Annotated in this window: 15 protein-coding genes, 2 tRNA genes and 1 pseudogene; 16 read left to right on the forward strand and 2 right to left on the reverse strand. The window is 36.6% G+C overall.

The genetic code is table 11. From position 1 onward, the window contains the following. Positions 1-32: 32 nt before the first annotated feature. From AAA926_RS07020 to AAA926_RS07080, 13 genes and pseudogenes are all read left to right on the forward strand, one after another. On the forward strand, positions 33-410 hold the full coding sequence (locus AAA926_RS07020) for an FtsB family cell division protein (RefSeq protein ID WP_338212261.1): 378 nt from the start codon (positions 33-35) through the stop codon (positions 408-410). Next, entirely contained in the window at positions 410-775 is a 366-nt protein-coding gene (locus tag AAA926_RS07025; RefSeq protein ID WP_338212214.1) for a S1 RNA-binding domain-containing protein, read from the forward strand. Before AAA926_RS07020 ends, AAA926_RS07025 begins: the two co-directional genes overlap by 1 nt. Next, positions 765-2,021, forward strand: a complete 1,257-nt coding sequence (tilS, locus tag AAA926_RS07030; protein ID WP_338212215.1) for a tRNA lysidine(34) synthetase TilS — start codon at positions 765-767, stop codon at positions 2,019-2,021. Before AAA926_RS07025 ends, tilS begins: the two co-directional genes overlap by 11 nt. Positions 2,022-2,107: 86 nt before the next feature. Next, positions 2,108-4,366 (forward strand): ATP-dependent zinc metalloprotease FtsH, encoded by a 2,259-nt coding sequence (gene ftsH, locus AAA926_RS07035; RefSeq protein WP_338212216.1) that lies wholly within the window; start codon positions 2,108-2,110, stop codon positions 4,364-4,366. Positions 4,367-4,410: 44 nt separating this feature from the next. Continuing rightward, positions 4,411-5,286, forward strand: coding sequence for an Hsp33 family molecular chaperone HslO (gene hslO / locus AAA926_RS07040; RefSeq protein WP_338212217.1), 876 nt, complete (start codon positions 4,411-4,413; stop codon positions 5,284-5,286). A gap of 70 nt (positions 5,287-5,356) precedes the next feature. Continuing rightward, positions 5,357-6,937 carry an ATP-binding cassette domain-containing protein gene (locus AAA926_RS07045; protein WP_338212218.1) on the forward strand — a complete coding sequence of 527 codons (1,581 nt, stop codon included), beginning with the start codon at positions 5,357-5,359 and terminating at the stop codon, positions 6,935-6,937. A 115-nt stretch (positions 6,938-7,052) separates the two neighbouring features. Further along, complete coding sequence (locus tag AAA926_RS07050; protein ID WP_265893199.1) at positions 7,053-7,679, forward strand: histidine phosphatase family protein; 627 nt, start codon at positions 7,053-7,055, stop codon at positions 7,677-7,679. A gap of 113 nt (positions 7,680-7,792) precedes the next feature. After that, the gene (gene dusB, locus AAA926_RS07055; RefSeq protein WP_338212219.1) at positions 7,793-8,806 is read left to right on the forward strand and encodes a tRNA dihydrouridine synthase DusB; all 1,014 of its coding nucleotides are present in this window, start codon (positions 7,793-7,795) and stop codon (positions 8,804-8,806) included. 22 nt (positions 8,807-8,828) lie between these two features. Beyond that, complete coding sequence (lysS, locus tag AAA926_RS07060; protein ID WP_338212220.1) at positions 8,829-10,376, forward strand: lysine--tRNA ligase; 1,548 nt, start codon at positions 8,829-8,831, stop codon at positions 10,374-10,376. 219 nt (positions 10,377-10,595) lie between these two features. Further along, entirely contained in the window at positions 10,596-11,270 is a 675-nt protein-coding gene (locus tag AAA926_RS07065; RefSeq protein WP_338212221.1) for a hypothetical protein, read from the forward strand. A gap of 466 nt (positions 11,271-11,736) precedes the next feature. Beyond that, positions 11,737-11,808: transfer RNA gene (locus tag AAA926_RS07070), tRNA-Gly, on the forward strand. A gap of 43 nt (positions 11,809-11,851) precedes the next feature. Then, positions 11,852-11,925 (forward strand) — tRNA-Pro (locus AAA926_RS07075). Positions 11,926-12,782: 857 nt separating this feature from the next. Further along, a pseudogene (locus AAA926_RS07080) lies at positions 12,783-14,044 on the forward strand (ISL3 family transposase). 45 nt (positions 14,045-14,089) lie between these two features. Here the strand turns inward: AAA926_RS07080 and AAA926_RS07085 are convergent. Further along, positions 14,090-14,254: a hypothetical protein gene (locus tag AAA926_RS07085; RefSeq protein WP_156962767.1), complete on the reverse strand. Its 165-nt coding sequence runs from the start codon at positions 14,252-14,254 to the stop codon at positions 14,090-14,092. A 48-nt stretch (positions 14,255-14,302) separates the two neighbouring features. After that, positions 14,303-15,034 carry a type II toxin-antitoxin system death-on-curing family toxin gene (locus AAA926_RS07090; RefSeq protein ID WP_052697095.1) on the reverse strand — a complete coding sequence of 244 codons (732 nt, stop codon included), beginning with the start codon at positions 15,032-15,034 and terminating at the stop codon, positions 14,303-14,305. 707 nt (positions 15,035-15,741) lie between these two features. Between AAA926_RS07090 and AAA926_RS07095 the strand changes: the two genes are divergently transcribed. The 3 genes from AAA926_RS07095 to rpoC all read left to right on the forward strand — a co-directional run bounded on the left by AAA926_RS07095 (position 15,742) and on the right by rpoC (position 25,759). Then, positions 15,742-18,234 (forward strand): ATP-dependent Clp protease ATP-binding subunit, encoded by a 2,493-nt coding sequence (locus tag AAA926_RS07095; RefSeq protein WP_198181074.1) that lies wholly within the window; start codon positions 15,742-15,744, stop codon positions 18,232-18,234. Positions 18,235-18,444: 210 nt separating this feature from the next. Next, positions 18,445-22,083, forward strand: coding sequence for a DNA-directed RNA polymerase subunit beta (rpoB, locus tag AAA926_RS07100; protein ID WP_198181073.1), 3,639 nt, complete (start codon positions 18,445-18,447; stop codon positions 22,081-22,083). 16 nt (positions 22,084-22,099) lie between these two features. After that, a complete protein-coding gene (gene rpoC, locus AAA926_RS07105) occupies positions 22,100-25,759 on the forward strand; it encodes a DNA-directed RNA polymerase subunit beta' (protein WP_109586597.1) in 3,660 nt (1,219 codons plus the stop codon). Positions 25,760-25,876 lie beyond the last annotated feature (117 nt).

Below are 25,876 nucleotides of genomic sequence, written 5' to 3' on the forward strand. Positions count from 1 at the left end.
AATAATATTTGTTTTTGGTAATAGAGGTCAAAATTATGAACGGTCCACGGATATATAATTCACTTAGTCCGGAAGAGCAAGTTGCTCGTCTGCAACGTAAGCAGGAAAAAAGAGAAAAAGAAGTACATCGTGTTAGGCGAAATCGTATTATCGCTGTTTTTGTGGCTATTTTTGCATTTTTAGGCGTGCAAATTGGAGTTACTCATGCTCAAACTGAGCATATTAATAGTCAGGTACAAACTTCCAAGAAGTCTCTTAAAAAAATAAATAATCAAAAGCAAGTTTTAATATCAAAAAGAAACGATTTGAAAGATCCTGATTACGTGGCTAAACTAGTGCGGTTCAAATTTTTGTATTCTAAACCAAACGAAACAATTTACAATTTACCTGAAGGAAAAAATAATAATTAATGAAATACCAAGTTGGACAGAGAGTGACAGGGACTATTAATAACGTTAGTGACTTAGGGATTTTTGTTACGCTTTCTCATCATAAGACGGGATTAGTTCACCATAGTGATTTTGGCAATAATTGGCTGCGTGAAAAAGGCAATTATCATGTTGGTGAGCAGATACGACTAGTGATTATTCATAACTATAAAGGTAAAATTGGTCTCTCTAAAATGAGAGTTAATGATCCTGATTTAATTGATCATACTAATCCTTTTTCAGACACTAAAAAAGCTGATTTTACTAGAGTATTGTCTAAAACAGTATCTGATGCTAAAAAAGAAATCAAAAAATTAGAAAAAGATTTGGTTAGTTATGCAAATTGATAACTTTTTTAAAGAAAATCATTTGTCATTAACCGGTAAAACCCTCGTTGTTGCGGTTAGCGGAGGACCAGATTCTTTGGCTCTGCTCGATCTGCTTTATCAAATAAAGAAACAATATCAATTTAAGTTGATATCAGCCCATTTAGACCACCAGCTCAGGTCAGATTCTTTGGAAGAGAAAAAAGTAATTTCTGTATATTGCAAGAATAAAAATATTCAGTTAGTCAATGAAATTTGGCCTCAAAATTTACATCCCGCCACTGGGATAGAAGCTGCTGCCAGAAAGTACCGCTATCATTTTTTGGTAAAGGTAATGCAGCAACATCAGGGTGATTATTTATTAACAGCACATCATATGGATGACTTGCTTGAGAATATTTTGCTTAAGTTTATACGTTCTGGTTATCCTAGTGAAATGAACAGTTTAAAGCCAATTAGCAAAATTCAAGGTATGACCTTATTAAGGCCACTTTTAAGTAAGAAAAAAGAGGATTTATTGTTATACGATCATAAACGACAAATATCTTACGTGATTGATAAGACTAACAATGAAGATGATACCTTACGAAATAAGTTACGGCACCATGTAATACCACTACTCAAAAAGGAAAACAAGCAAGTTGGTCGAAATGCTCTTAGATTTAGTAAACAAGTTAGTTTGTTAACTGCAATAGCAAATAAAAGCTTTGCTCAGTTAAAGCAACCGGAACCATTTTTAGGTATAGCTTACCGTTTGCAAACAAGCGCATTAGAAGATTTGACTAGTGGCGAAAAAACTGCATTTTGGCAGAACTTTATTTGGCATAAATGGCATGAACGAGTTAATAAGAATTTGGCCAATTTCACTTTAATTGCTTATCAAGGCTTTTTTTATCTTTTTAATAAATTACCTTCTTTACCAATATCCCAAAAAGTCAGCATCGGTCAAAAATTTTCTTTTAATAATCGTAAATTTTTGATTTCACTTGAACCAAAAAGATCCCAAAAATTAATTGGTCAGTTTGTTGCAGAAAATCAAAAACAAATTTGGGTGGGTTCAATCAGACCCGGAACAAAATTGTTATTGCAAAATGGTAATCACACAAAGAGTAAGAAAAAATTTGCTCAAAGTAGTATTCCAAATATATTGCGACCCTATTGCTTAACTATTTATGTTGGTGATAAAGTCGTTTTTATTGAGAGAACTTACTCTAATCAAATGGTCGGCTCCAATGAGACAAAGTACTTTTTGTATGAAGACATTTAATAAGAAATTTTAAATTATTAGAGCACAACCTAATTTTGTGATAAACTTTTATTCGTATATCTCTAGAAACTTTGTGGAGGTTTTTTATGAAAAATAACCGGAATCGGCTGTTTTCAAATGGTCTTTTCTATATAGTTGTTTTTCTCTTGTTATTAGGAGGAATCAACTGGGCACTTGGTGGATCAGATAATTCTGGTAGCAGTGAAAATATCAGCTACTCAGAATTTGTCAGTGATTTGCGCAAGGGAAAAGTTAAAAATTTTAACGTTCAGCCTGCAAATGGTGTTTATACTGTTTCAGGTAGTTATAAGGAAACACAGGAAAGTAAAAGCCAGTCAAAAAACAGTTTTGACTTTTTTAATGGCAATTCAGGCTCAAAAGTATCACGCTTTTCAACTACAATGTTGCAAAATGATTCGAGCGTGTCTAAAGTTCAAGAATTAGCTCAAAAGAGCAGCACTAAGATGACGACTCAAGGTGAGTCACAGTCTGGAAACTGGATTTCCACAATCGTGATGCTGGTACCGACTATTCTCTTCATCGTGATGCTTTGGATGATGGTCAGTCAAAGCGGCGGTGGCCGAGGTGGCAACGGCGGCATTATGAACTTTGGGCGCTCTCATGTAAAACCTGAGGATCCAAAGAAAAATAAAGTTCGTTTTTCTGATGTTGCTGGTGAAGAAGAAGAGAAACAGGAACTAGTAGAAGTAGTTGAGTTTTTAAAGAACCCGGCTAAATTTACTAAACTTGGTGCTAAAATTCCTTCCGGCGTTTTACTTGAGGGCCCTCCGGGTACTGGTAAAACCTTGCTTGCTCGTGCCGTAGCGGGCGAAGCGAATGTACCATTTTTCTCAATTTCAGGTTCTGACTTTGTTGAAATGTTTGTTGGTGTTGGTGCCAGTCGTGTACGTGATCTGTTTACCAATGCTAAGAAAAATGCGCCAAGTATTATATTTATCGACGAAATTGATGCGATTGGGCGTAGACGTGGCGGTAATGCCAGTGGTGGCGGCAACGATGAACGTGAACAAACTTTAAACCAATTGTTAGTTGAGATGGATGGTTTTGAAGGTAATGAAGGCGTAATCGTTATTGCAGCTACTAACCGTTCTGATGTCCTAGACCCAGCCCTGTTGCGGCCTGGCCGTTTTGATAGAAAAGTTTTAGTCGGTACGCCTGATGTTCGCGGTCGTGAAGCTATTTTACGTGTTCACGCCAAGAATATGCCCTTGGCTGATGACGTTGACTTAAAGGAAATTGCACGCCAGACGCCAGGTTTTGTCGGAGCCGACTTGGCCAATTTACTTAATGAAGCTGCTCTTCTTGCTGCAAGACGCAATGGTACAAATATTACTGCTGCAGACTTGGATGAAGCTGAAGACCGTGTCATTGCTGGTCCTGCTAAGAGAAATAGCATGATTTCTCAAAAAGAACGGCGCAGAGTTGCTTTCCATGAAGCAGGTCACTCTATTTGCGGGTTAGTTTTAAGTGATTCAAGAACAGTCCGTAAAGTAACTATTGTGCCCCATGGCAGAACTGGTGGCTATAACTTGATGTTGCCTAAAGATGACCAGTTCCTGTTAACTAAGAAGCAGTTAATGGAACAAATCGTTGGCTTAATGGGTGGACGTGCTGGTGAAGAGGTAGTAGTTGGTGATCAATCAACTGGTGCTTCTAACGACTTTGAGCAAGCAACACAAATTGCTCACAGTATGGTAGTTAATTACGGAATGACAGATTCATTAGGTATGGTAGAACTGGAAAAAGAAGGCGAAACCAATCCGTATGGCTTTAAACCTTATAGTGAGGCAACTTCTGCTAAAATTGATGAGGCAGTTAAGAAGTTACTTGACGAAGCTCACGCTAAAGCAGTTGAGATTGTGAAAAATAATCGCGAAAAACATCGCATTATTGCTGAAGCTCTGCTTAAGTATGAAACTCTAGATGAAAAGCAGATTATGTCTCTTTACACAACTGGCAAGATGCCTGAAAAGACCGAACAGGAATATCCTAGTGAATCCAAGGCTTCAACTTATGAAGAAGCTAAAGCAGCTGCTGAAAAGAAAGAAAATCAATCTCAGAAAAAGAACACTGTAAATTCTGAAAAGGCACAGGAAGAAAGAGATAATTCTTTAGAATCACCTGCCCAAAAGAATGAGGAAGCAGAAGAAAGTAATCCTGAGAATCCGGAAAAGAATGAATTTCCAACAGAATCAGAGCTAGATAGAGAAGAAAAAGAGCATAAGTTAAATTCTTCAGAATCTGAAAATGAAGATTCTACAGGAAAACAAGATTCTAGCGGTACTGATCAGTCAGCTAATGATCATGATCATCCTCAAGAATAAGTAATAGGGCCTACAATTGGGCTCTATTTTTTTAGGAGAATAAAATGAATGATTATTTAATTAAGGCCATTGATAAATCGAAAAACTTACGTCTGCTAACAATAACTGCCAAAGGTTTGGTTCAAGAGGCACAAACTCGTCATGATACTTGGTCAGCTTCTTCTGCTGTTCTTGGACGTAGTTTAATAGCAGGAGTTTTACTAGCAGGAGCAGAACTTACAGATAAGGAAGAGCTAACAGTCAGACTATTAGGAAATGGACCCGTGGGCCCCACGATTGTGACAGCTAAATCAGATTTAACTGTTAAGGGTTATGTTAAAAATCCTCACATTGCATTACCACCAAAAAAGAATGGTCATATTGATGTTAAAAAAGCAGTTGGCCAAGGTTGGCTTGAAGTAACTAAAGACTTGGGCTTAAAGGAACCCTATACGGGTCAAGTACCTATTGTCTCTGGGGAAATTGCTGAAGATATTGCCTATTATTTGGCAAAATCAGAGCAAATACCATCAGCTGTCGGTTTATCTGTATTTGTTAACCCTAATAATACTATTGGTGAAGCTAGTGGATTCATGCTACAAGCTTTGCCTGGTGCTTCAGACCAATTAATTACGAAAACTATTGATCGAATCAACAATTTACCTGCACTTTCTACAGCCTTTCTAGATGGCCTGACTCCTGAAAAATTAGCAACCATGATTTTAGGTGATGACTGTAAGATTTTAGAAAAAGATGAAGTTGCTTTCAAGTGTGATTGTTCTAAAGAAAAGTATGGTAAGATTTTAGCAACAATGAAGAAAAGTCAAATAGAAGCCATGATAAATGAAGATCACGGAGCCGAGCTGACTTGTAGTTTTTGTGGCAATAAGTACCATTATTCTGAAGAAGAATTAAAAAATATTTTGACTAAAATTAATTAATAAGATATCGTCAAATTAGTGATAAGTATGTTTTGATTTATTTTAGTTAGAATTTTGAAGGAAAAGAAAATTGGTTGAGAAATATCTACGACAGGTAATTAATAGAATTGGAATACCAAAAATAGCACTTTTTTGCGTGTTTCTTTTTCTTGCCTATTCCGTGTATTTTGCACAACCGTATTTGATTACTGAATTATTTCAGGCCCGTTTAAGCACAAATTGTCAAATATTATTAGTACTCGCCCTGGCTGTCTCTTTGATGATGATGCCGTTAATAAATAGTTGCAATAATTCATTTATTCAAGCTGTAAGAAAGTTTTCTAAACAAATTTTATGGGAGTCAGTTGTTAATAAGCCTTTTAGCTACTTTTCTGATAAACCAGTGGGAAAGGTTCAAAGCTACATTAAAGATGTTTCATTTGCATGTCGAGAGTTGGAGCAATCCGGACTTGGAGTTGTAGTGCAAATGTCTGTTATGCTTATTATGTACACAATAATGTTAGGTATACAAAATATCTTTGTGGGTTTTTTATATTTATTTTTCTTTGTTAGTTATATGTTGATTTCGGTGTGGATGGCGCGAAAAAATAGGGATAATGTTGCGGCATCATTAAAAAGTGCTTCAAAAGTCAATGAATATATCACTGATTATTACAGTAACATAGAAACGATTTTAGCAACTAATTCTAAAGACTTTGAAGAACAGAATATGGATAAAATCTTGAATGATGAACAAAAGACTTTTATCAAAGTTCAAAAAATTACTAACGAGGCTTCTCTGTTCCAGCAATTTTTAATTGTGATTTTGGCATGCATTATTACGGTTTTAGGGCAATTTTTAATTGGCACTAAAGAAAATCAGGCACTCTCTTTGATCCTGATTCTGTTATATTCTATTGTTAATTTGTCTGGTTTTGGCACCCAGTATTTAGCGATTGAAGAATTTCTCAACAGAATTCGTTCTGGTCTGTCGGAACTGGAATACGGGGAAAATGCGACTAAAAATTTGTCAGCTTTTAAGTTTGATCAAAATGCAAAAACAATTGCTTTTAAGCAAATCAGCTATTCCTATAAAAATAAGCAAGACGTTTTCCAAAATTTGGACTTAGAATTTAAAAAAGGTAAAATGACTGCATTAGGAGGACCAAATGGAACTGGTAAAAGTACGCTGCTTAAACTTTTAACTGGTTTCTATCAACCACAATCCGGACAAATTATTTTGCCTTTTGCCAAGCAGCCGAAATTATTATATTTACCTCAGAGTGCTCAATTATTTAATCGCTCAATTATGGCTAACATTTGTTATCCAAATAATAAAGTTGCAATTGAAGAAGTCTTCAAATTGATTGAAGAAATCAATTTAAAGACATTGATTCATACTGAAAAGGACTTAACAGCTAAGACACCTGGAGATTTTAAAAATAAAATTTCTGGCGGCGAAAAGCAAAAAATTTTATTTTTAAGGGCAATTATATCAAAACCACAAATAATACTGCTAGATGAATTTACCAGTAATTTAGATGAAAATACAATCACTATTGTTTACCAAATGATAAAAAAATATTTACCGAATGCTACAATAATTAGTGTTGTACACCGTTTTGCAGAATTGAAATATTATGATGAAGTTGTTAATCTTAAAAAAGACTAACTTAAGTTTCAACCAAATAGCATTATAGTTCATAGGTGTTTTAAGATTAAAGATGCGGTCAGTACCAATTTTGCTATAATGAAAGAGATGAATGAAAAGAAAAGGAGAATATTAAATGCTGAATGTGTATATTGTTCGTCATGGCCAAACAGATACTAATAAAACTTTTGGTATTAACGGGTCAGGAACAAATCTGCCACTGAATGAAAAAGGTAAAAAACAGGCTGAAAACTTAAGAGATAGTTTTGACATTAATAAAATTGATTGTGTATATAGCAGCCCCTTAAAAAGAGCCCGTGAAACTGCAGAAATTTTAAATCAAGGCAAGCATGAAATTATTGTTGATGACCGTTTAAGCGAAATGAACTATGGCAACTGGGATGGTCAAGATGTTCACAAAATAATTGAAAAGTATCCTCAAGTATTTGATGAATTAGGCTATTTTAAAGAAAATTATAGTGATTATTGTACTGGTGAAACCTATCAACATTTAGCAGACAGATTAATGGATTTCTGGCATGACTTAATCAATAATCACAAAGACGAGTCAGTTTTACTGGTCTTTCACGGAACAGCTTCACGTTCATTGGTTCAGAATGTTTTAGGAATCCCCAAAATAACTTTGGTTGGTGAAATACAAAATGCTGGCGTAATTAACATTTCAGTTGATGAAGCTAGCAAAAAACCGTTTTTGCGTTATTATAATAGAGTTGCACCTGGAAAATTTTTTATCGAAAAGTAATTAAAGCTTTATATATATATCAAGAGTTAACTTTTTGTTACGAAAAGTACCATGAATTTTGCTTATAGAATCCTTTTTGTTAAGATATTATGGTGTTTTGAAAGGGTGATTTAGTGGATAATAGTTGGAAAATTCGTGATATAACTATTCCCAATCGTGTTGTGGTTGCTCCAATGGCTGGAGTTTCAAATTCTGCTTTTAGAATGATTTGTAAGGAATTTGGAGCAGGTTTAGTTGTTTGTGAAATGATCTCGGATCATGGCATCATTTATCGTAATAAGAAAACTATGTCAATGATGAAAGTCGATCCGCGAGAACATCCTATGAGTATTCAAATATTCGGTGGAACTGAGGATACTCTTCTTGAAGCAGCACAATATATTGACCAGCATACTGCTGCTGATATTATTGATATTAATATGGGATGTCCGGTTCCCAAGGTTACTAAAACAGATGCAGGTTCTAAATGGCTCCTTGATTCTAATAAAATTTACCAAATGGTGCATAAAGTTGTACAAAATGTGCAAAAGCCAGTTTCTGTGAAAATGCGCATTGGCTGGGATCGCAAGCATATTTTTGCAGTTGAAAATGCTTTAGCTGCTCAAGAAGCAGGTGCCAGCATGATAGCAATGCACGGCAGAACCCGTAAGCAAATGTACATGGGAGAAGCTGATTGGGAAACATTGCATGATGTAGCTCAAGTGCTCGATATTCCCTTTGTTGCTAATGGCGATGTTACAACACCAGAACTGGCAAAGAAGGCGCTTGATGAAATCGGATCAACTGCAGTTATGGTTGGCCGAGCCGCATTAGGAAATCCTTGGATTATTAAAAACATGGTGCATTATTTGGAAACTGGTGAGAAACTAGAGCCACAAACAGTGCGTGAGCGTGTAGCAACTGCCAAGCACCAACTTAGAGGTTTGGTTGAATTAAAAGGGGAAAAAATTGCTGTACCTGAATTTCGTCAACAAGCTGCCTATTATTTAAAGGGAGTTCCCCGCTCTGCACGTACTCGTGCTAAAATAAATGAAGTTTGGACAGCACAAGAAGTTTATGATTTGCTTGACAATTTTGTTGGAGACTATGAAAAAAGGCAAGAACAAAGGGCTGTCAGAAGTAAGTAAATTAATAATGGAGGAAATGTAATTGGCTAAAAATGAAATGAATGACCAATTAATCGTTCGACGCCAAAAGTTAGATGAATTAAGAGAAAACGGTATCGAACCTTTTGGAATGAGAAAGTTTGATCGACAAGATTTAGCACGGTCATTGAATGAAAAGTACGCTGAAGATGATAAAGATGAACTGAATGAAGAATTGCCTAAGACTAAAATAGCAGGCAGAATGCTGGCTAAAAGAGGTAAGGGCAAAGTTGGATTTGCTGATCTTTATGATCGCACAGGCAAAATACAGATTTATGTTCGAAAAGATATTGTTGGCGAAGATAACTATAAGATTTTCAAGAAGTCTGATATCGGTGATTTCTTAGGTATTGACGGTGAAGTTATGAAAACTGACACGGGCGAACTGACAATCCGTGCTACTCATGTCACTTTTTTATCAAAGGCTTTGCGTCCTTTACCTGAAAAATATCATGGTTTAAAGGATGTTGAGCAAATTTATCGTCAACGTTATCTTGATTTAATTACTAACCGTGAAAGTTACGAGCGTTTTGTAAATCGAACTAAAATTATCCAAGCTATCCGCGATTATTTGAACAGCAAGGACTTTTTGGAAGTTGAAACCCCGGTTCTGCATAACATTCCAGGTGGTGCTGAAGCTCGTCCATTTATCACTCATCATAATGCTTTAGACATTGACTTGTACATGAGAATTGCTCTGGAATTACCTTTAAAGCGTTTGATTGTCGGTGATATGGAAAGAGTTTATGAAATCGGCCGTGTTTTCAGGAATGAGGGAATTGATACTCACCATAATCCAGAATTCACTGAACTTGAGACTTACTGTGCCTACTGGGATTTCCATGATGTCATGGATGAAGCCGAGGGCATTATTCGTGCAGCTGCCAAAGTCGTATCAGAAGATGGTAAGGTTACTTATCAAGGTACAAACATTGATTTGGGCAAACCTTTCCGTCGCGTTCATATGGTAGATATGATTAAAGAGAAGACTGGCGTAGATTTCTGGCAAAAGATGAGTGTTGAAGAAGCTACCAAGATTGCTGAAGACCACGACATCAAGGTTGAAAGTTTCTGGAAAGTTGGTCATATCATTAACGCTTTCTTTGAAAAATATTGTGAAGAAACAATTGTTGACCCAACATTTGTATATGGTCATCCAGTTGAAATTTCACCATTGGCTAAGAAAAATGCCGATGATCCACGCTTCACCGATCGTTTTGAAATCTACATCATGGGCGAAGAATATGGTAATGCCTTTTCTGAATTAAATGATCCAGATGACCAGCGTGAACGTTTTGAAGCGCAAATGGCAGAACGTGAAGCCGGAAACGATGAGGCTGATATGATTGATGAAGATTATCTGCGTGCTATGGAATATGGTATGCCGCCAACAGGTGGTTTGGGCATTGGAATCGATAGATTGGTGATGCTTTTGACAGATGCACCTGCAATCAGGGATGTTCTTTTATTCCCAACAATGCGTCCTGAGAAGGTCGAAGATATTGACCGTGAAGTTAAAGAAGATTTGAAGAAAAAGAGCAAGAGGGATTAATACTAACTTAATGCTTCTCAGGCATTTTACAAGAGAAGTTTAAGTTTACTTTTAGTCTTCAAATTATTGTAAATTAAGAGGTGTGCGTACTAAAAATACACCAAATAGAAAAATAATTTGTAAAAAGCTATAAAAAATAGTCTCTTATTCATGCTAAATTGTATGAATAAGGGATTTTTCTTATAATTAAGCTATATTTTTATCAAAGGAATGAGCAGTTTGGATTTAAAGATATTCTTCATGGCAATATTTTTCGTAATCTTTGGAATTATTTTAGGTATTAGTTCTAAAGATGGAATATATGCTAAGTATCATACTTTAAGAAAAAATATTAAAGCTAATAAAAAGAAAATAATTATTTTTGCTATTGTTTTTTCAACTGGTATATCGATTGGAATTTTAATCATGTTGTTTTCACGATCAAACTCAATTAGTTTATTGATAGAGTGGATTAGTGGCCTGGGTACTTGGGCAGCTGTAGTTGTTTCATTGTGGTTAGCAACTGGAAGAAAGTCAAGGTTAAAAATAAATCATGGTCAAAATATTGATGAACCAGGTCCAAAAAAAATTTATTTTATAGCATACAATCTGAGTGATAAATCAATAAGTTTGGAATTTTATGGGGTTAAGAAGGCCGGTGATAAACTTTTTTACAGAGAGAAAAATCTAGAGCCTGAAGTAGTTAAGGCAGGAGAATTTCAGAAAAGAAGTTTAAAGCTTGATATTATTGAAGCTAATTTAAAAATAAGCGATAGCTACAAAGGTGATATAGTATCTTGTTTCGCTGAACCAGATGGTAATCTACATTGTGAAGTAATCAACTGGAAAGAGGAAATGGCCAGATTTGAAAAAGCAAATCAAAAATTAAAATTGAGTAATAATAAAATACTATGAGATTGGATAATGACCGACAGGATTGACTGAATCGCAAAATAATAATCAAGATATAATTATTGGCAGTCATGGATTAGCTGTTGCTACTATAATTAGCTATCTTGATCCAACTTTTAGTTATTTACATTTTAAAGCCATTCAGCAGAAGATACTTTTTATAGTTGAGTTTGATTTCAATTATGATTCAGTAGATTATAGAATTATATTTCCTTAAATTAGTATTACATATTACATTTCCCTAAAAATCAAGTGAGCCTTAGAAGAAACTTTTTAAGACTCACTTTTATTTTGCTGACTACCAGTATTTTTTGTAAAAAAATTGCATCTAAAAAGCGTAAAATCTAAAAAAGTTACATATATAAACTCTAAGCTGACAAGCTTTCCCGTTAAAATACTTATTTTACGGATTTATTTTACTAAAAAAGGTTGCAAAATGAGATTGGTTTGCTATAATGATATTTGTCTTGCGGAAGTAGTTCAGTGGTAGAACATCACCTTGCCATGGTGGGGGTCGCGGGTTCGAATCCCGTCTTCCGCTCTAGAAAAAAGACTCACCAAAAGCGGTGAGTTTTTTTAATAAACGGGAAATAGCTCAGCTTGGTAGAGCGCTACGTTCGGGACGTAGAGGTCGCAGGTTCGAATCCTGTTTTCCCGATAAAGAAGATTTTGCCTTTATATCAGATGGCTTAAACGCTGGTATAAAGGCATTTTTGTTTTTTCAAGTTTTCTGAAACTAGCTCAAAATGAGCTAAAAAACTTCATATTAGACTTCATATTTTTAAGCAGACGTGCAAGTGGGCTAATCTTAGATATTTAGCTAATAGAATAGTTTCATAGTAAAAGGCGTTGATACATCGGTAATTTAGAGGGATGATAAGTCCTTTGAAAGTTGTTCAGAAAATCAAAAAAGAGTTTTAATTGGAGTCTATATACTTGATAAACTCAATCGTGATATAAGTGGAGAATATTGGTTATAAACAATTATGCTATTACTATTTAAAGCACACAGCGATTGATGAGTTTATTGACGATTTTACTAGAGCTCAAAAAAGTATGAATCTTAACCCTTCATTTAAGTTACTAAAATAAGCTGCAATACTATTCTGTGTACTACAACTTTTTTTAAGCCTTTACTTTAGACTAAATTTGCTTTAAGGAAAAACGTTTTGGTTTTTTAAGGTTTTCATTTTCAACAGAACATTCCCCCAATAGCTGAAACGGGTTTTTGCTGCATTGCTACTCCTAATTGAACTCATCACAAAACTTTTGTTGTTTTACATTCAGTTTATGTTTCATATCATTTCATTATCTATCGATTTTTTTGCATAAAAATAGCCGAGTTATTAACTCGACTATATTATTTAAGTGGCTCTATAATTTATCCTGTTGATGACTTATCCATGTGGTAAGCTGTTAATAGGTTTTTTATTGCATAAAAAAGGAGGACATCTTCCTCTTGCTTCTTGTAATAAAATATTAACTTCACCCAATATTTTATAGAAGGTTTGAATTATGTCCTCTTTTAATAATTATATTAAATTTGCTCTTGATATTAAAGATCAAAACATTGTTTTTGAAGATTATTTCTTCCGTTTGGCTAACGGCTATAAGCAGAAGGTTTACCAAGCTGTCTTATTGCAGCCCAGTTGTCCCTTTTGTGGCTCACAGGAGCTACGGCACAATGGCCGTTTGAAAACCGAAATCCGCTATCCTGCTGCCAATGCCGGTCAGCCAGTCATTATTAGACTTTTTAAGCAGAGAGTCTGGTGTCGCACCTGCAATAAACGCTCAATGGCTCAATCTGACCTGGTAGGCAAATACTGCTGTATTTCCCAGCCTGCAAAGCTTAAAATTCTCAGTGCCTTAACAGAAGACCGTTCAATGACCAGCATTGCCCGGGAAAACAATGTCTCTGTCAATACGGTGCAAAGAGTGCTGGGCTCTTGCTCGCATCAGTTTAATAGCAGCTATGATTATTTGCCGGAGCATCTAGCCTTCGACGAGTTTAAAGGCGTTGACCGCACCCTGCATTTTATTTGTCTTGATGCCGACAAGCACGAGGTGGTGCAGATTCTCCGCACACGCTATAAAAAAGCAATTATAGCCTACTGCAAAAAGTTTTCGCCTGCGGCAAAACAGTTTCTCTGGACCTGAATTTTTACTATCAAGACATTGTACGAGCATGCTTTCCCAACGCTGAGCTTGTGCTTGATCGCTTTCACATGGTACAAATGCTTACGCGTTCCTTCAACTCCCTGCGCGTGCAGGTCATGAAGAAATTCAAAAAGACCAGCAGAGAATACAAACTGCTTAAATCACCGTGGAAACTGTATCTCAAGAAGTACCAGGCACTCGACAAAATTCATCCGCATTACAATTGGCACTACAAAGACAATCTGACGCAAGAGCAGATAGTCAACGAAGGCATCGCCTGCAGCACGGAGCTTACTAATGCCTACAACCTGCTGCAGGCATTTTATGATGCTTTGGCTGCCAAAGATCCGCTGGCAATTAAAGAAGTGATTCATGCTAAAGAAGAAGTTGGCTGGCAAATGCATCAAACCCTGTTAACTTTTAAGCATAACCTGAAAGCAGTAATTAACGGGATAACATTGAATTATTCCAACGGCTGCTTAGAGGGCTTCAATCGCAAGATTAAACAAATTGAGCGCACAGCTTTTGGCTACGCCAACTTCCACAATCTGCTAACCAGGATTAGATTAGCAGAAAACAAGGTAAAAGAAAAAGAACCAAGCAGTTTATTAGCTGCTTGATTCTATTCATTTAAGCTCTATCAACAGGATTTGACAAAGAGCCATTTAAGTTTTACTCAACCTTTTTAAAACTCGTATTAAAGGTTTATTATTCTGAATCTGATTATTTCTATATTCATGTATAAGTTGTTCTTCTTGTTTACTTCTAGGCCTAGATGATTTTCTGATTTGTTCTTCAGAAGGAGAAATTAATCTAAATTTATTTTCCATGATGTTATCCTCCTACCTTCCTAATTCTACAAACTACCACAATTAAATTCAACTGTCTATTATTTTAAACTGTGGAACGTAAGTTATAAGGTAATTAAGCATATCAAAATCTACTATAACATGGTCCTTAATAAATAATTTGACGTTTTCTTCCGAATACTCATCATTAGCAATTTTAAGTGAAACGTTATAGAGCTGTTTTTCTAAGTCCGTTTTTGGCCCTAAATTAAAGATCAAAAAATTATTTTGCAAAAAGTCTACAGTTGCTAATAAAGCTGTTCTTTTGTTCCCATTGCTAAATGCCTGGTATCTGGCGATTGTATACCATAGACTAGCAGCTTTAGTGATTATTGTTGGTAGACGATTTTCTCCGAAAACAATTGAATTCTCAACTCTGTATAATAAGTTTTCAATTATGCCAGGCTCTTTTAAATAATAGTCACCGCTATATGATTCTTCATTAAAAATTTCTTGAGATTTAAAGTTTAGTTCACAAGTTCGTTTTACTGTTAAATAACTTATCGGCTGAGCTATAGCCAGTAACTTCTTTAAACCATTTAAAGTTGGAATTTCCATAATTGATGTACCATCTTCATTTGGCACTATCTTATTCCTATTGCTTTCGGTAGGTATTGGTTTCCACTTTTCTTTGGTAAGTAGTCCTTCACCAATTATTTCAGCAAATTCATTTAATTGCATTGTATTATCTTTTGCGTTGGGATCAAAAGGAAAAATTACAAGTCCATCATATTCTTGGTTTTTATAGTGAAATCTTTGCATACTGTTTCTCATATAAAAATTATATTATGTTCAAATTTTATCATTATCTTTAGGAAGCGTATTGGCATTATAACTTCTTCTGTTTAGTTCTCGAGTATAAATTCTTGTCACTAACCATTTAGAATACTCAAAGCAATAATATAAAAAAACAGTTATAAAAGCTAGTTTAAGGAAATAAATATATTGAATTTTATTAGGTGAAAACAATACATTTATTTTTAGATTAGGGCAACATTTGTTAGCATAACCAGCTGTAATCAATTATTTTATAGTTTTTTAACTTAATGGTTAGTATTCTTCAATGTACGAAATATCTTATACGTCTGGAAAGGCTAAAATCGACTTCATATGTCGAAATTATTGCTATAATCGTTGATATAAAGGTATTTTAAGAACTGAGTACAATATCTGTTTTCCCAATAATATGCAGTTACATTCTCATGTTGGTAATTTATTTTTGCTAGTATGAGAATTTTTAGTTTTTTGGAAGTTATAACAGCCCACTAAGATTCTTGCACAAGTATTCTGTTGAAAAATTATTTCTAATTTAAATAATAAAGAAGGATTGGGTCGCACGAACTGCTTGTATTTGATATAATGATTGCAAAGTTTTTTGACACTAAGATTTCTGCTGCAAACAGAATATTTTACAAATTGTCAAAAAGGTTTATAGTGTATACACGTCATTTTTTAAAGGTGGTGCAATGATGAAAAAATCTTATACAACCAGTGCAAATCAAGTATTAGAAATTGCACGTGAACAAGCACAGAATTTTCATCATCGTTTAATTGGTACTGAACACGTACTACTTGCGATGGTAATTGAATCTGATGGTGAAGCCGGCAAGAATTTGCGGGCCTGGGGTGCAACACCGAAAGCGATTCGTGAAGAAATTGAACGTTATACAGGCTATGGTTCAGCTGGTAAAACCAGTTACATGCAAATGTCACCGCGCCTCAGCATGGTCTTGGCATATGCTGGCACTTTAGCAGAACGTGAGGGTTCCTCTAAGATTAGAACCTGCCATATTCTGTTAGGCATGGTGCTCAATGAACAAATATTGGCATCTGTAATCTTACGTAATTTAAATATTGATCTTGATGGTTTGCGTAATGACATTTTACACAGTTTAGGTGAAGACGAACAAGACATGGATAACAGTGATCAATCTGATGATAGTAGCTGGTCCAGTTTTAATGGCACTGAAGAAAGCACTAATAAAAATTCAAGTACGCCAACTCTTGATCAGGTTTCAGTTAATTTAAACGAACGAGCTGAAAATGGTGAAATAGATCCTGTTATTGGTCGAGATCGAGAAGTAGCTCGAGTTATTGAAATTTTATCCCGGCGTAATAAAAATAATCCGGTTTTAATTGGGGAACCGGGTGTTGGTAAAACGGCAGTGGCAGAAGCGATAGCAACTGCAATTGTTGCGAAAAAAGTCCCACACGATTTATTAAAAAAGCAAGTGGTGTCACTTGACTTAGGTGGTCTTGTTGCCGGCACTAAATACCGTGGTGAATTTGAAGACCGCATGAAAAAAATCATTAAAGAAATCACTGCAAATGGCAACATCATTCTTTTTGTGGATGAAATGCATACTTTGATTGGAGCCGGTGGCGCTGAAGGCTCAATTGATGCAGCTAATATTTTAAAGCCATCTTTAGCGCGTGGCGATATCCAAATGATTGGAGCAACAACTTTTGATGAGTATCAAAAGTATGTCGAAAAGGACCAGGCTTTAGCTCGTCGGTTCCAAATTGTAAGGTTAAATGAACCTTCTCATGCTGAAACTTTAGCAATTTTGGATGGCTTAAAACCAAAATACGAAAAATTTCATCATGTAAAAATATCTCATTCTGCTTTAGAAAATGCAATTGATCTTTCTAGCCGCTATATTTCTGACCGTTATTTACCAGATAAGGCAATTGATTTAATTGATGAGGCAAGTGCTGCGGTTAAGATTAAGTCAGGTAAAGGTTCTAACAATCAGTTATTGCAACTTAATGATCAAATCGAGAAAGTCATTGGCGAAAAGAATCATGCTGCAGTTAACCAGAATTTTGCTAAAGCTGCTCAATTGCAGGAAAGACAAAATAGTTTGCAAAGAAGACAAGATGAATTAACAACAAAGCTAGATGAATCAACTAGTAAAGGTGCTATAGTTCAACCTGAAGATGTTGCTAAAGTAGTTTCTAATTGGACCGGTGTTCCCGTTACCCAAATGAATCGGGATGAAACTAAGCACTTAGCCAATTTGGAAAAAGACTTACATAAGCGCATCATTGGTCAGGACAAAGCAGTTTCTGCTGTCAGCAGGGCGGTCAGGCGAAGTCGCAGCGGTATTAAAGATGAAAATAGACCGATTGGTTCCTTCTTGTTTTTGGGACCGACAGGTGTTGGTAAAACCGAATTGGCAAAAGCAATTGCCGCAGCCATATTTGGTTCTGAAAACAATTTGATTAGAATTGATATGTCTGAATATATGGATCAAATAGCTAATAGTAAATTGATTGGTTCTGCTCCGGGCTATGTTGGCTATGATGAGGGCGGCCAGTTGACTGAACAGGTTCGCCGGCATCCATACTCGGTCGTACTATTTGATGAAGTAGAAAAGGCGCATCCAGATGTATTTAATTTGCTGTTACAAGTTTTGGAAGATGGTTTTTTAACTGATTCCAAAGGACGTAAAATAGACTTTAAAAATACTATTATTATTATGACTTCTAATTTAGGATCCCGTTCACTATTTGAAACTAAGGCTGTAGGATTTAATGCTGATAATACTAGTCAAGTAAAATTACGTCAGGATCGCGTACGCGAAGCACTAAAGCAATTCTTTAGACCTGAGTTTTTGAATAGAATTGACGAAACAGTCATTTTTGATGAACTCAATCAAAAACAATTACGTCAAATTGTTACTCTATTAACTCGTAAACTAATAGATCGTTTGCATAAACAAGGAGTTCAATTAAGAATTTCTCGTGCAGCACTCGATAAAATTGCAAAAGATGGTTATAATCCTGAAATGGGTGCAAGACCGCTGCGACGTGCAATTCAAAAGGATATTGAGGATGAAATTGCCACAATGTTAATCAAGGGTGATCTTATTAGTGGCGATATTCTTAAAATTGGTTGTAGTCATAATCATTTAAAATTTGATATTGATAAAGAAAATAACTTAGTAGGAGCGAAGTAAATTAATTGACACACTTGTAATAGTTTGTTATAGTAATGCGTGATTAAAAGGCTGATTTTCAGGATTTTGCTGATCTATTGTCCAGCAAAATAATAAAGGACAAAAACGACTTTTGTTGTTTTTGTCTTTTTTATGCATAAAATTCCGGCTTTTTGAATTTGTAATCAAAATGTAATATTAGCTTTCTCTGACAGAAAGGGTGTTTTCTCCTTGTTAAACGGACACGTAGTGAATTTTGGCAAACATCGGACAAGACGTAGCTTTTCCCGCATTAAAGAAGTGCTGGACCTGCCTAATTTGACAGATGTTCAAACCGAATCATACCAATGGTTTTTGGATGAGGGTATTAAAGACGTTTTTGACGATATTATGCCAATTAGTGACTTTTCAGGTAAGCTTTCCCTGGAATATTTGGGTTATAAACTGCAAAAGCCAAAATATACTGTTGACGAAGCACGTGACCATGATGCAACTTATGCTGCTCCAATGCACGTGACTTTAAAATTAACCAATCAAAAAACAGGTGAAATCAAAACTCAGGATGTTTTCTTCGGTGATTTACCTTTAATGACTGAATCCGGTTCATTTATTATTAATGGTGCTGAAAGAGTTATCGTTTCCCAGCTGGTTAGATCTCCAAGTGTCTATTATTCTGGTGATTATGATAAAAATGGCCGTCAAATCTTTGGTACTACCGTAATTCCTAACCGTGGCGCCTGGCTTGAATATGAAACTGATGCTAAAAATGTATCTTATGTTCGCGTTGACCGTACTCGTAAATTGCCTCTGACAGTTTTAGTCAGGGCTCTTGGAATTGGCTCAGATGATGAAATTTTAGATGTTTTTGGCCAAAGTGATACATTACAATTTACTTTGGATAAGGATGTCCATAAAAACCCCGCTGATTCTCGTGTAGCTGAAGCGTTAAAGGATATTTATGAACGTCTTCGTCCTGGTGAACCAAAAACAACTGATTCTTCAAGATCACTGCTTTATGCACGTTTCTTTGATCCACGTCGTTACGATTTAGCGCCTGTTGGTCGTTATAAAGTTAACAAGAAATTATCATTAAAGAGCCGCTTATATGGTCAAACTTTGGCTGAAACGCTAGCAGATCCGGATACTGGTGAAATTATTGCGAAAAAAGGTACTGTTGTGACTCATGAAGTAATGGACACACTTGAAAAGTATCTTGACCGTGATGACTTTAAAATGGTTACTTACCAGCCATCTCAAGAAGGCGTGTTACCTGATCCAATTAACGTACAGGAAATTAAAGTTTACTCCAAAGTAAATCCAGAACGCGTTGTCAAATTGATTTCTAATGGTCATATTGATAAGAAAGTTAAATATCTGACACCGGCTGACGTTCTGGCATCAATTAATTATTTCTTCCTATTACAAGATGAAATTGGTACAACCGATGATATTGATCACCTTGGTAACCGTCGTATTCGTCGTGTAGGCGAATTATTGCAGAATCAATTTAGAATTGGTTTGGCTCGTATGGAACGTGTTGTAAGAGAAAGAATGTCAATTCAGGATCCTTCAACCGTTACACCACAACAATTGATTAACATTAGACCAATTGTAGCCAGCATCAAAGAGTTCTTTGGTTCATCACAATTGTCACAATTTATGGATCAGCATAACCCATTAGGAGAATTAACGCATAAGCGTCGTATGTCAGCTTTAGGGCCTGGTGGTTTAACTCGTGACCGTGCAGGATATGAAGTGCGGGATGTTCACTATACTCAATATGGTCGTTTATGCCCAATTGAAACTCCTGAAGGTCCAAACATTGGTTTGATTAACTCTCTTGCTACGTATGCAGTGATTAACAAATACGGTTTTATTGAGACACCGTACCGTCGTGTTTCATGGAAGACACACAAAGTTACTAACAAGATTGATTATCTTACAGCTGATGTTGAAGATAACTATATTATTGCTGGTGCTAATACTCCACTTAATCCGGACGGTTCATTTAAAGATGATCTTGTTTTAGCACGTCACAAAGAAGATAACGTCGAAGTTAGTCCAGATAAAATTGACTACATGGACGTTATTCCTAAGCAGGTTGTTTCGGTTGCCTCTGCATGTATACCTTTCTTGGAAAATGATGACTCTAACCGTGCATTAATGGGAGCTAACCAGCAAAGACAAGCTGCACCATTGATTAATCCTCATAGCTGCCTTGTCGGTACAGGTATGGAGTATCGTGCGGCTCATGATTCAGGAGCTGCTGTTTTGGCTAAAGCTGCTGGTACTGTTGAATATGTTGATGCTAACACAATTAGAGTTAGACGCGATGACAGTACATTAGATAAATATACACTGGAAAAATATCGTCGTTCAAATAATTCAAAATCTTACAATCAAACTCCTAACGTTAATTTAGGTGATAAGGTTGAAAAAGGTGAAGTTATTGCCAATGGTCCGACAATGGATCATGGTGAACTTGCTCTTGGTCAAAATCCTGTTATCGCCTTTATGACTTGGAATATGTATAACTACGAAGATGCCATCATGCTTTCTGAGCGGCTTGTTAAAGATGACGTTTATACTTCAATTAGTATTGAAGATTATGAATCAGAAGCTCGAGACACTAAGCTTGGCCCTGAAGAAATCACTCGTGAATTGCCAAATGTTGGTGAAGATGCACTTAAAGATCTTGATGGTCAAGGTATTGTCCGTGTAGGTGCCGAAGTACATGACGGAGATATTTTGGTTGGTAAAGTTACACCTAAAGGTGTTACTGAATTATCAGCAGAAGAGAGACTTCTTCATGCTATCTTTGGTGAAAAAGCCCGCGAAGTTCGTGATACATCACTGCGTGTTCCTCACGGTGGTGGCGGTATTGTCCGCGATGTCAAAGTTTATACTAGAGAAAATGGTGATGAACTATCTCCTGGTGTTAATACATTAGTCCGTGTATATATTGCGCAAAAGAGAAAGATTCAAGTCGGGGATAAGATGTCTGGTCGTCACGGTAACAAAGGTACTGTTGCTGCAGTTGTTCCCGAAGAGGATATGCCATACTTGCCAGATGGTACTCCAGTAGACATTTGTTTGAACCCAATGGGTGTTCCTTCACGTATGAATATTGGTCAGCTTTTGGAATTGCACCTTGGTCGTGCTGCAGCTAATTTAGGTATTCATGTGGCAACACCAGTATTTGATGGTGCCAGCGAAGACGATGTTTGGGACACTGTTCATAAGGCTGGTATCGATAAAGATGGTAAAACTGTTCTTTATGATGGCCGCACAGGTGAGCCATTCCATAACCGTGTTTCTGTCGGTATCATGCATTATCTGAAATTAACTCACATGGTTGATGATAAGATTCATGCACGGTCAATTGGGCCTTACTCATTGGTTACTCAACAACCTCTTGGAGGTAAAGCACAATTTGGTGGTCAGCGTTTCGGTGAAATGGAAGTTTGGGCACTCGAAGCATACGGTGCAGCTTATACTTTGCAGGAAATATTGACATACAAATCAGACGATGTTGTTGGTCGTGTTAAAGCATATGAGGCAATTGTTAAAGGAGAAAGAATTCCTAAACCTGGTGTCCCAGAATCATTCCGCGTTCTTGTTAAAGAACTGCAATCACTAGGACTGGATATACGTGTTCTTGATATGAATCATAAAGAAATTGAGTTGCGTGATATGGATGATGATTCAAATGAGCATTTGAACATAGACACATTGTCCAAGATGGCGGAAGAGCAACAACGGAAGAAGTTAGCCGAAGAAACCGCTGATTCCGAAGATGATGAAACGGAGACAGAGCAATCTAATGTACCTGTAGATCAATCAGACGATGATAATAAGATTTCTCAATAAGTAGGAGGTTAAACTTTTGATCGATGTAAATAAATTTGAAAGCATGCAAATTGGTCTTGCCTCTCCGAATAAAATTCGTAGCTGGTCATATGGTGAAGTCAAAAAGCCAGAAACTATTAATTACCGTACTTTAAAGCCAGAAAAAGACGGTTTGTTCGATGAAAGAATTTTTGGACCGACTAAAGATTGGTCATGTGCATGTGGTAAATATAAGGGTGTGAGATACCGTGGCATCGTTTGTGATCGCTGTGGTGTTGAAGTTACCTCCTCTAAAGTTAGAAGGGAGCGAATGGGTCATATTGAATTGGCTGCCCCAGTTACTCATATTTGGTACTTTAAAGGTATTCCATCAAGAATGGGACTTATTTTGGATATTTCTCCCAGACTTCTCGAAGAAGTTATCTATTTTGCGGCTTATATTGTAATTGATCCAGGCGACACTGACCTTGAATTTAAACAACTTTTGACGGAAGCTGAGTACCGTGAACAAAAGGCAAAATATGGCAATCGTTTTACCGCAAAAATGGGTGCAGAAGCAATTCGTGATTTACTCCGTAAGGTTGATTTGAATAAAGAAGTTACCGATTTAAAGAAAGAATTGGAAACTGCAACCGGTCAAAAACGGACTAGAGCAATCAGACGTCTTGATATTCTTGACGCCTTTAAAGATTCTGGTAACAAGCCTGAATGGATGGTTATTGATGCTGTTCCGGTTATACCACCAGATTTAAGACCAATGGTCCAACTAGAAGGTGGTCGGTTTGCAACTTCTGATTTAAATGACTTATACCGTCGTGTTATCAACCGTAACAACAGGTTAAAGAGATTACTTGACTTAAATGCTCCTAATATTATTGTGCAAAATGAAAAACGGATGTTGCAAGAAGCCGTTGATGCATTGATTGATAATGGTCGTCGTGGTCGTTCTGTGGTTGGACCAGGTAATCGTCCACTTAAATCTTTATCACACATGCTTAAGGGTAAGCAGGGACGTTTCCGTCAAAACTTATTAGGTAAGCGTGTTGACTATTCAGGTCGTTCAGTTATTGATGTTTCACCAAAGCTTAAGTTCTATCAATGTGGTGTTCCTCGCCCGATGGCTCTAGAATTGTTCAAACCATTTGTAATGCACGAATTAGTTAAACGCAAGATTGCTACAAATATTAAGAGTGCTAAGCGTAAAATTGATCGTGAAGATGATGATGTCTGGGATGTACTTGAAGACGTGATTAAGGAAAGAACGGTATTATTAAACCGGGCTCCTACTTTACACCGTTTGAGTATCCAAGCTTTTGAACCTGTTTTAGTGCCGGGCAAATCAATTCGTCTGCACCCTCTTGCCTGTGAGGCTTACAATGCCGACTTTGATGGTGATCAGATGGCTATCCACGTGCCACTATCTGACGAAGCTGTTGCTGAATCACGGATGCTAATGCTGGCTGCTCACCATATTTTGGCTCCTAAGGACGGTAAGCCAATTGTTACTCCATCTCAAGATATAGTTTTGGGTAATTATTGGTTAACTCAAGCTGAAAAGGGCCGTGAAGGTGAAGGAATGATTTTCAACTCACCTGATGAAGCAACCGTTGCATATAATAATGGTGACATTCATTATCACACCATTATTGGGATGTCAGCTGATTCGATGCCAGAAAAGGCATGGCCAAAAGGATATGAACATGGTATTTTTGTCACTACTTATGGTCGAATCATTTTCAATCAGATTTTCCCAGATGACTATTTCTATGTTAATGAGCCAACTGAAGAAAATTTAAATAACCCACTTGCTTCCAAGTATTTCTTGGAACCGGGCGAAGATATCCATGAAAAAATTGATAGTGTTGCAAGTGATTTGATTTCTACACCGTTTAAGAAATCATTCCTGTCTGATTCAATTGCTACAATTTATAAATATTATAAGGTTCAAAGAACATCTGAATATCTTGATGACTTAAAGACTTTAGGTTATACCAGTTCAACTACTTCTGGTATTACAATCGGGATGACCGATGTTCCTGAAATCCAAGATAAAGATGAAAAGGTTGCTAAAGCCCATAAACAAGTAGATATTGTGTCTAAACAGTTTAGACGTGGTTTAATCACTGAAGATGAGAGACACGACAGGGTAATTAGCATTTGGAATGATTGTAAAGATCAAGTTCAAGATGAAATTGCCCAGATTTATGACCCACGTAATCCTATTACTATCATGGCCGATTCAGGAGCTCGTGGTAACATTTCCAACTTTACACAGCTTGCTGGTATGCGTGGCTTGATGGCTACACCAAACGGTGGGTTGTTCGAAATTCCAGTTACTTCTAACTTTAAGGAAGGTTTGTCAGTTCTAGAATTATTCATGTCTACTCATGGTGCTCGTAAGGGAATGACCGATACCGCCTTGAAGACTGCTCAGTCTGGCTACTTGACTCGTCGTCTAGTAGATGTTGCACAGGATGTTATTATTCGTGATGATGACTGTGGGACTGACCGTGGCATTAATGTTCATGCAATTATGGAGGGTGACGAATTAATTGAACCGCTCTATGATCGTTTACTTGGCCGCTTTACTGCCGAAACAGTGAAGGATCCAAAGACTGGAGCTACAATTGTTGGTCGCAATGTCATGATGGATGAAAACTTAGCACATCAGATTTGTGATGCTGGTGTAACTAACGTGAAGATCCGTTCGATCCTAACTTGTGATACACCACATGGTGTTTGTCGCAAGTGTTACGGTATGAACCTTGCCACTGGAGAAGAAGTCGAAGTTGGTGAAGCAGTTGGTACAGTTGCTGCTCAATCTATCGGTGAACCTGGTACTCAGCTTACTTTACGTACTTTCCACAATGGTGGTGTTGCAGGTGCTGAAGATATTACGCAAGGTCTTCCTCGTGTGCAGGAATTGTTTGAAGCTCGTAATCCTAAGGGTCGTGCGATAATTTCTGAAGTAGATGGAGTAATTGATTCAATTCAGGAAAATCCTGCTGAACATACTCGTGAAATTACTGTTAAGGGTAGGATCGATACTAGAAGTTACAGCGTGCCTTATACTGCTTCGGTAGCTGTTGCTGAGGGTGACGAAGTTCATCGCGGTGACAAGTTGACTCTTGGATCTATTGATCCGAAAGAATTAATTCAGGTTACTGATACATTAACTACTGAAGAGTATATTTTGGTCGAAGTCCAAAAAGCATACAGGATGCAAGGTGTTGATATTTCAGATAAGCACGTTGAAGTATTAACTAGACAAATGTTGCAAAAAGTTCGTGTGCTCGATCCTGGAGAAACTGATCTTTTACCTGGTGAGGTAATGGATATCAATCAGTTTAAGGAACGTAACAAAGCTGTGATTATTTCTGGTGGTATTCCTGCAACTGCACAAAGTGTAATTTTAGGTATTACTAAAGCCGCTCTTGAAACCAACAGTTTCTTGTCAGCTGCTTCCTTCCAGGAAACAACTCGTGTTCTAACTGATGCTTCTATCAGAGGAAAGAATGATCCGCTACTTGGATTAAAAGAAAATGTTATTATTGGTAAGATAATTCCAGCTGGTACTGGTCTTCCGATTTATCGTGATATGGAACCTGAGTCAGATGTAAAGAAACCTAAATCTGTTTATTCAATTGCTGATATTGAGAAAAAGATGAAGGAAGCAGACCAAGCTAAGGAATCATAATCTAAATTAATTAAAAAAACTGTTCCGTTAGAAAATACTAACGGGACAGTTTTTTGTTTGGAATTTTATGAACTATTGGTGATATTTTAATTAAAAAATGTTATAATCAGACAAAAT

This window comes from Lactobacillus juensis, assembly GCF_036246285.1.
Lineage (GTDB): Bacteria > Bacillota > Bacilli > Lactobacillales > Lactobacillaceae > Lactobacillus > Lactobacillus juensis.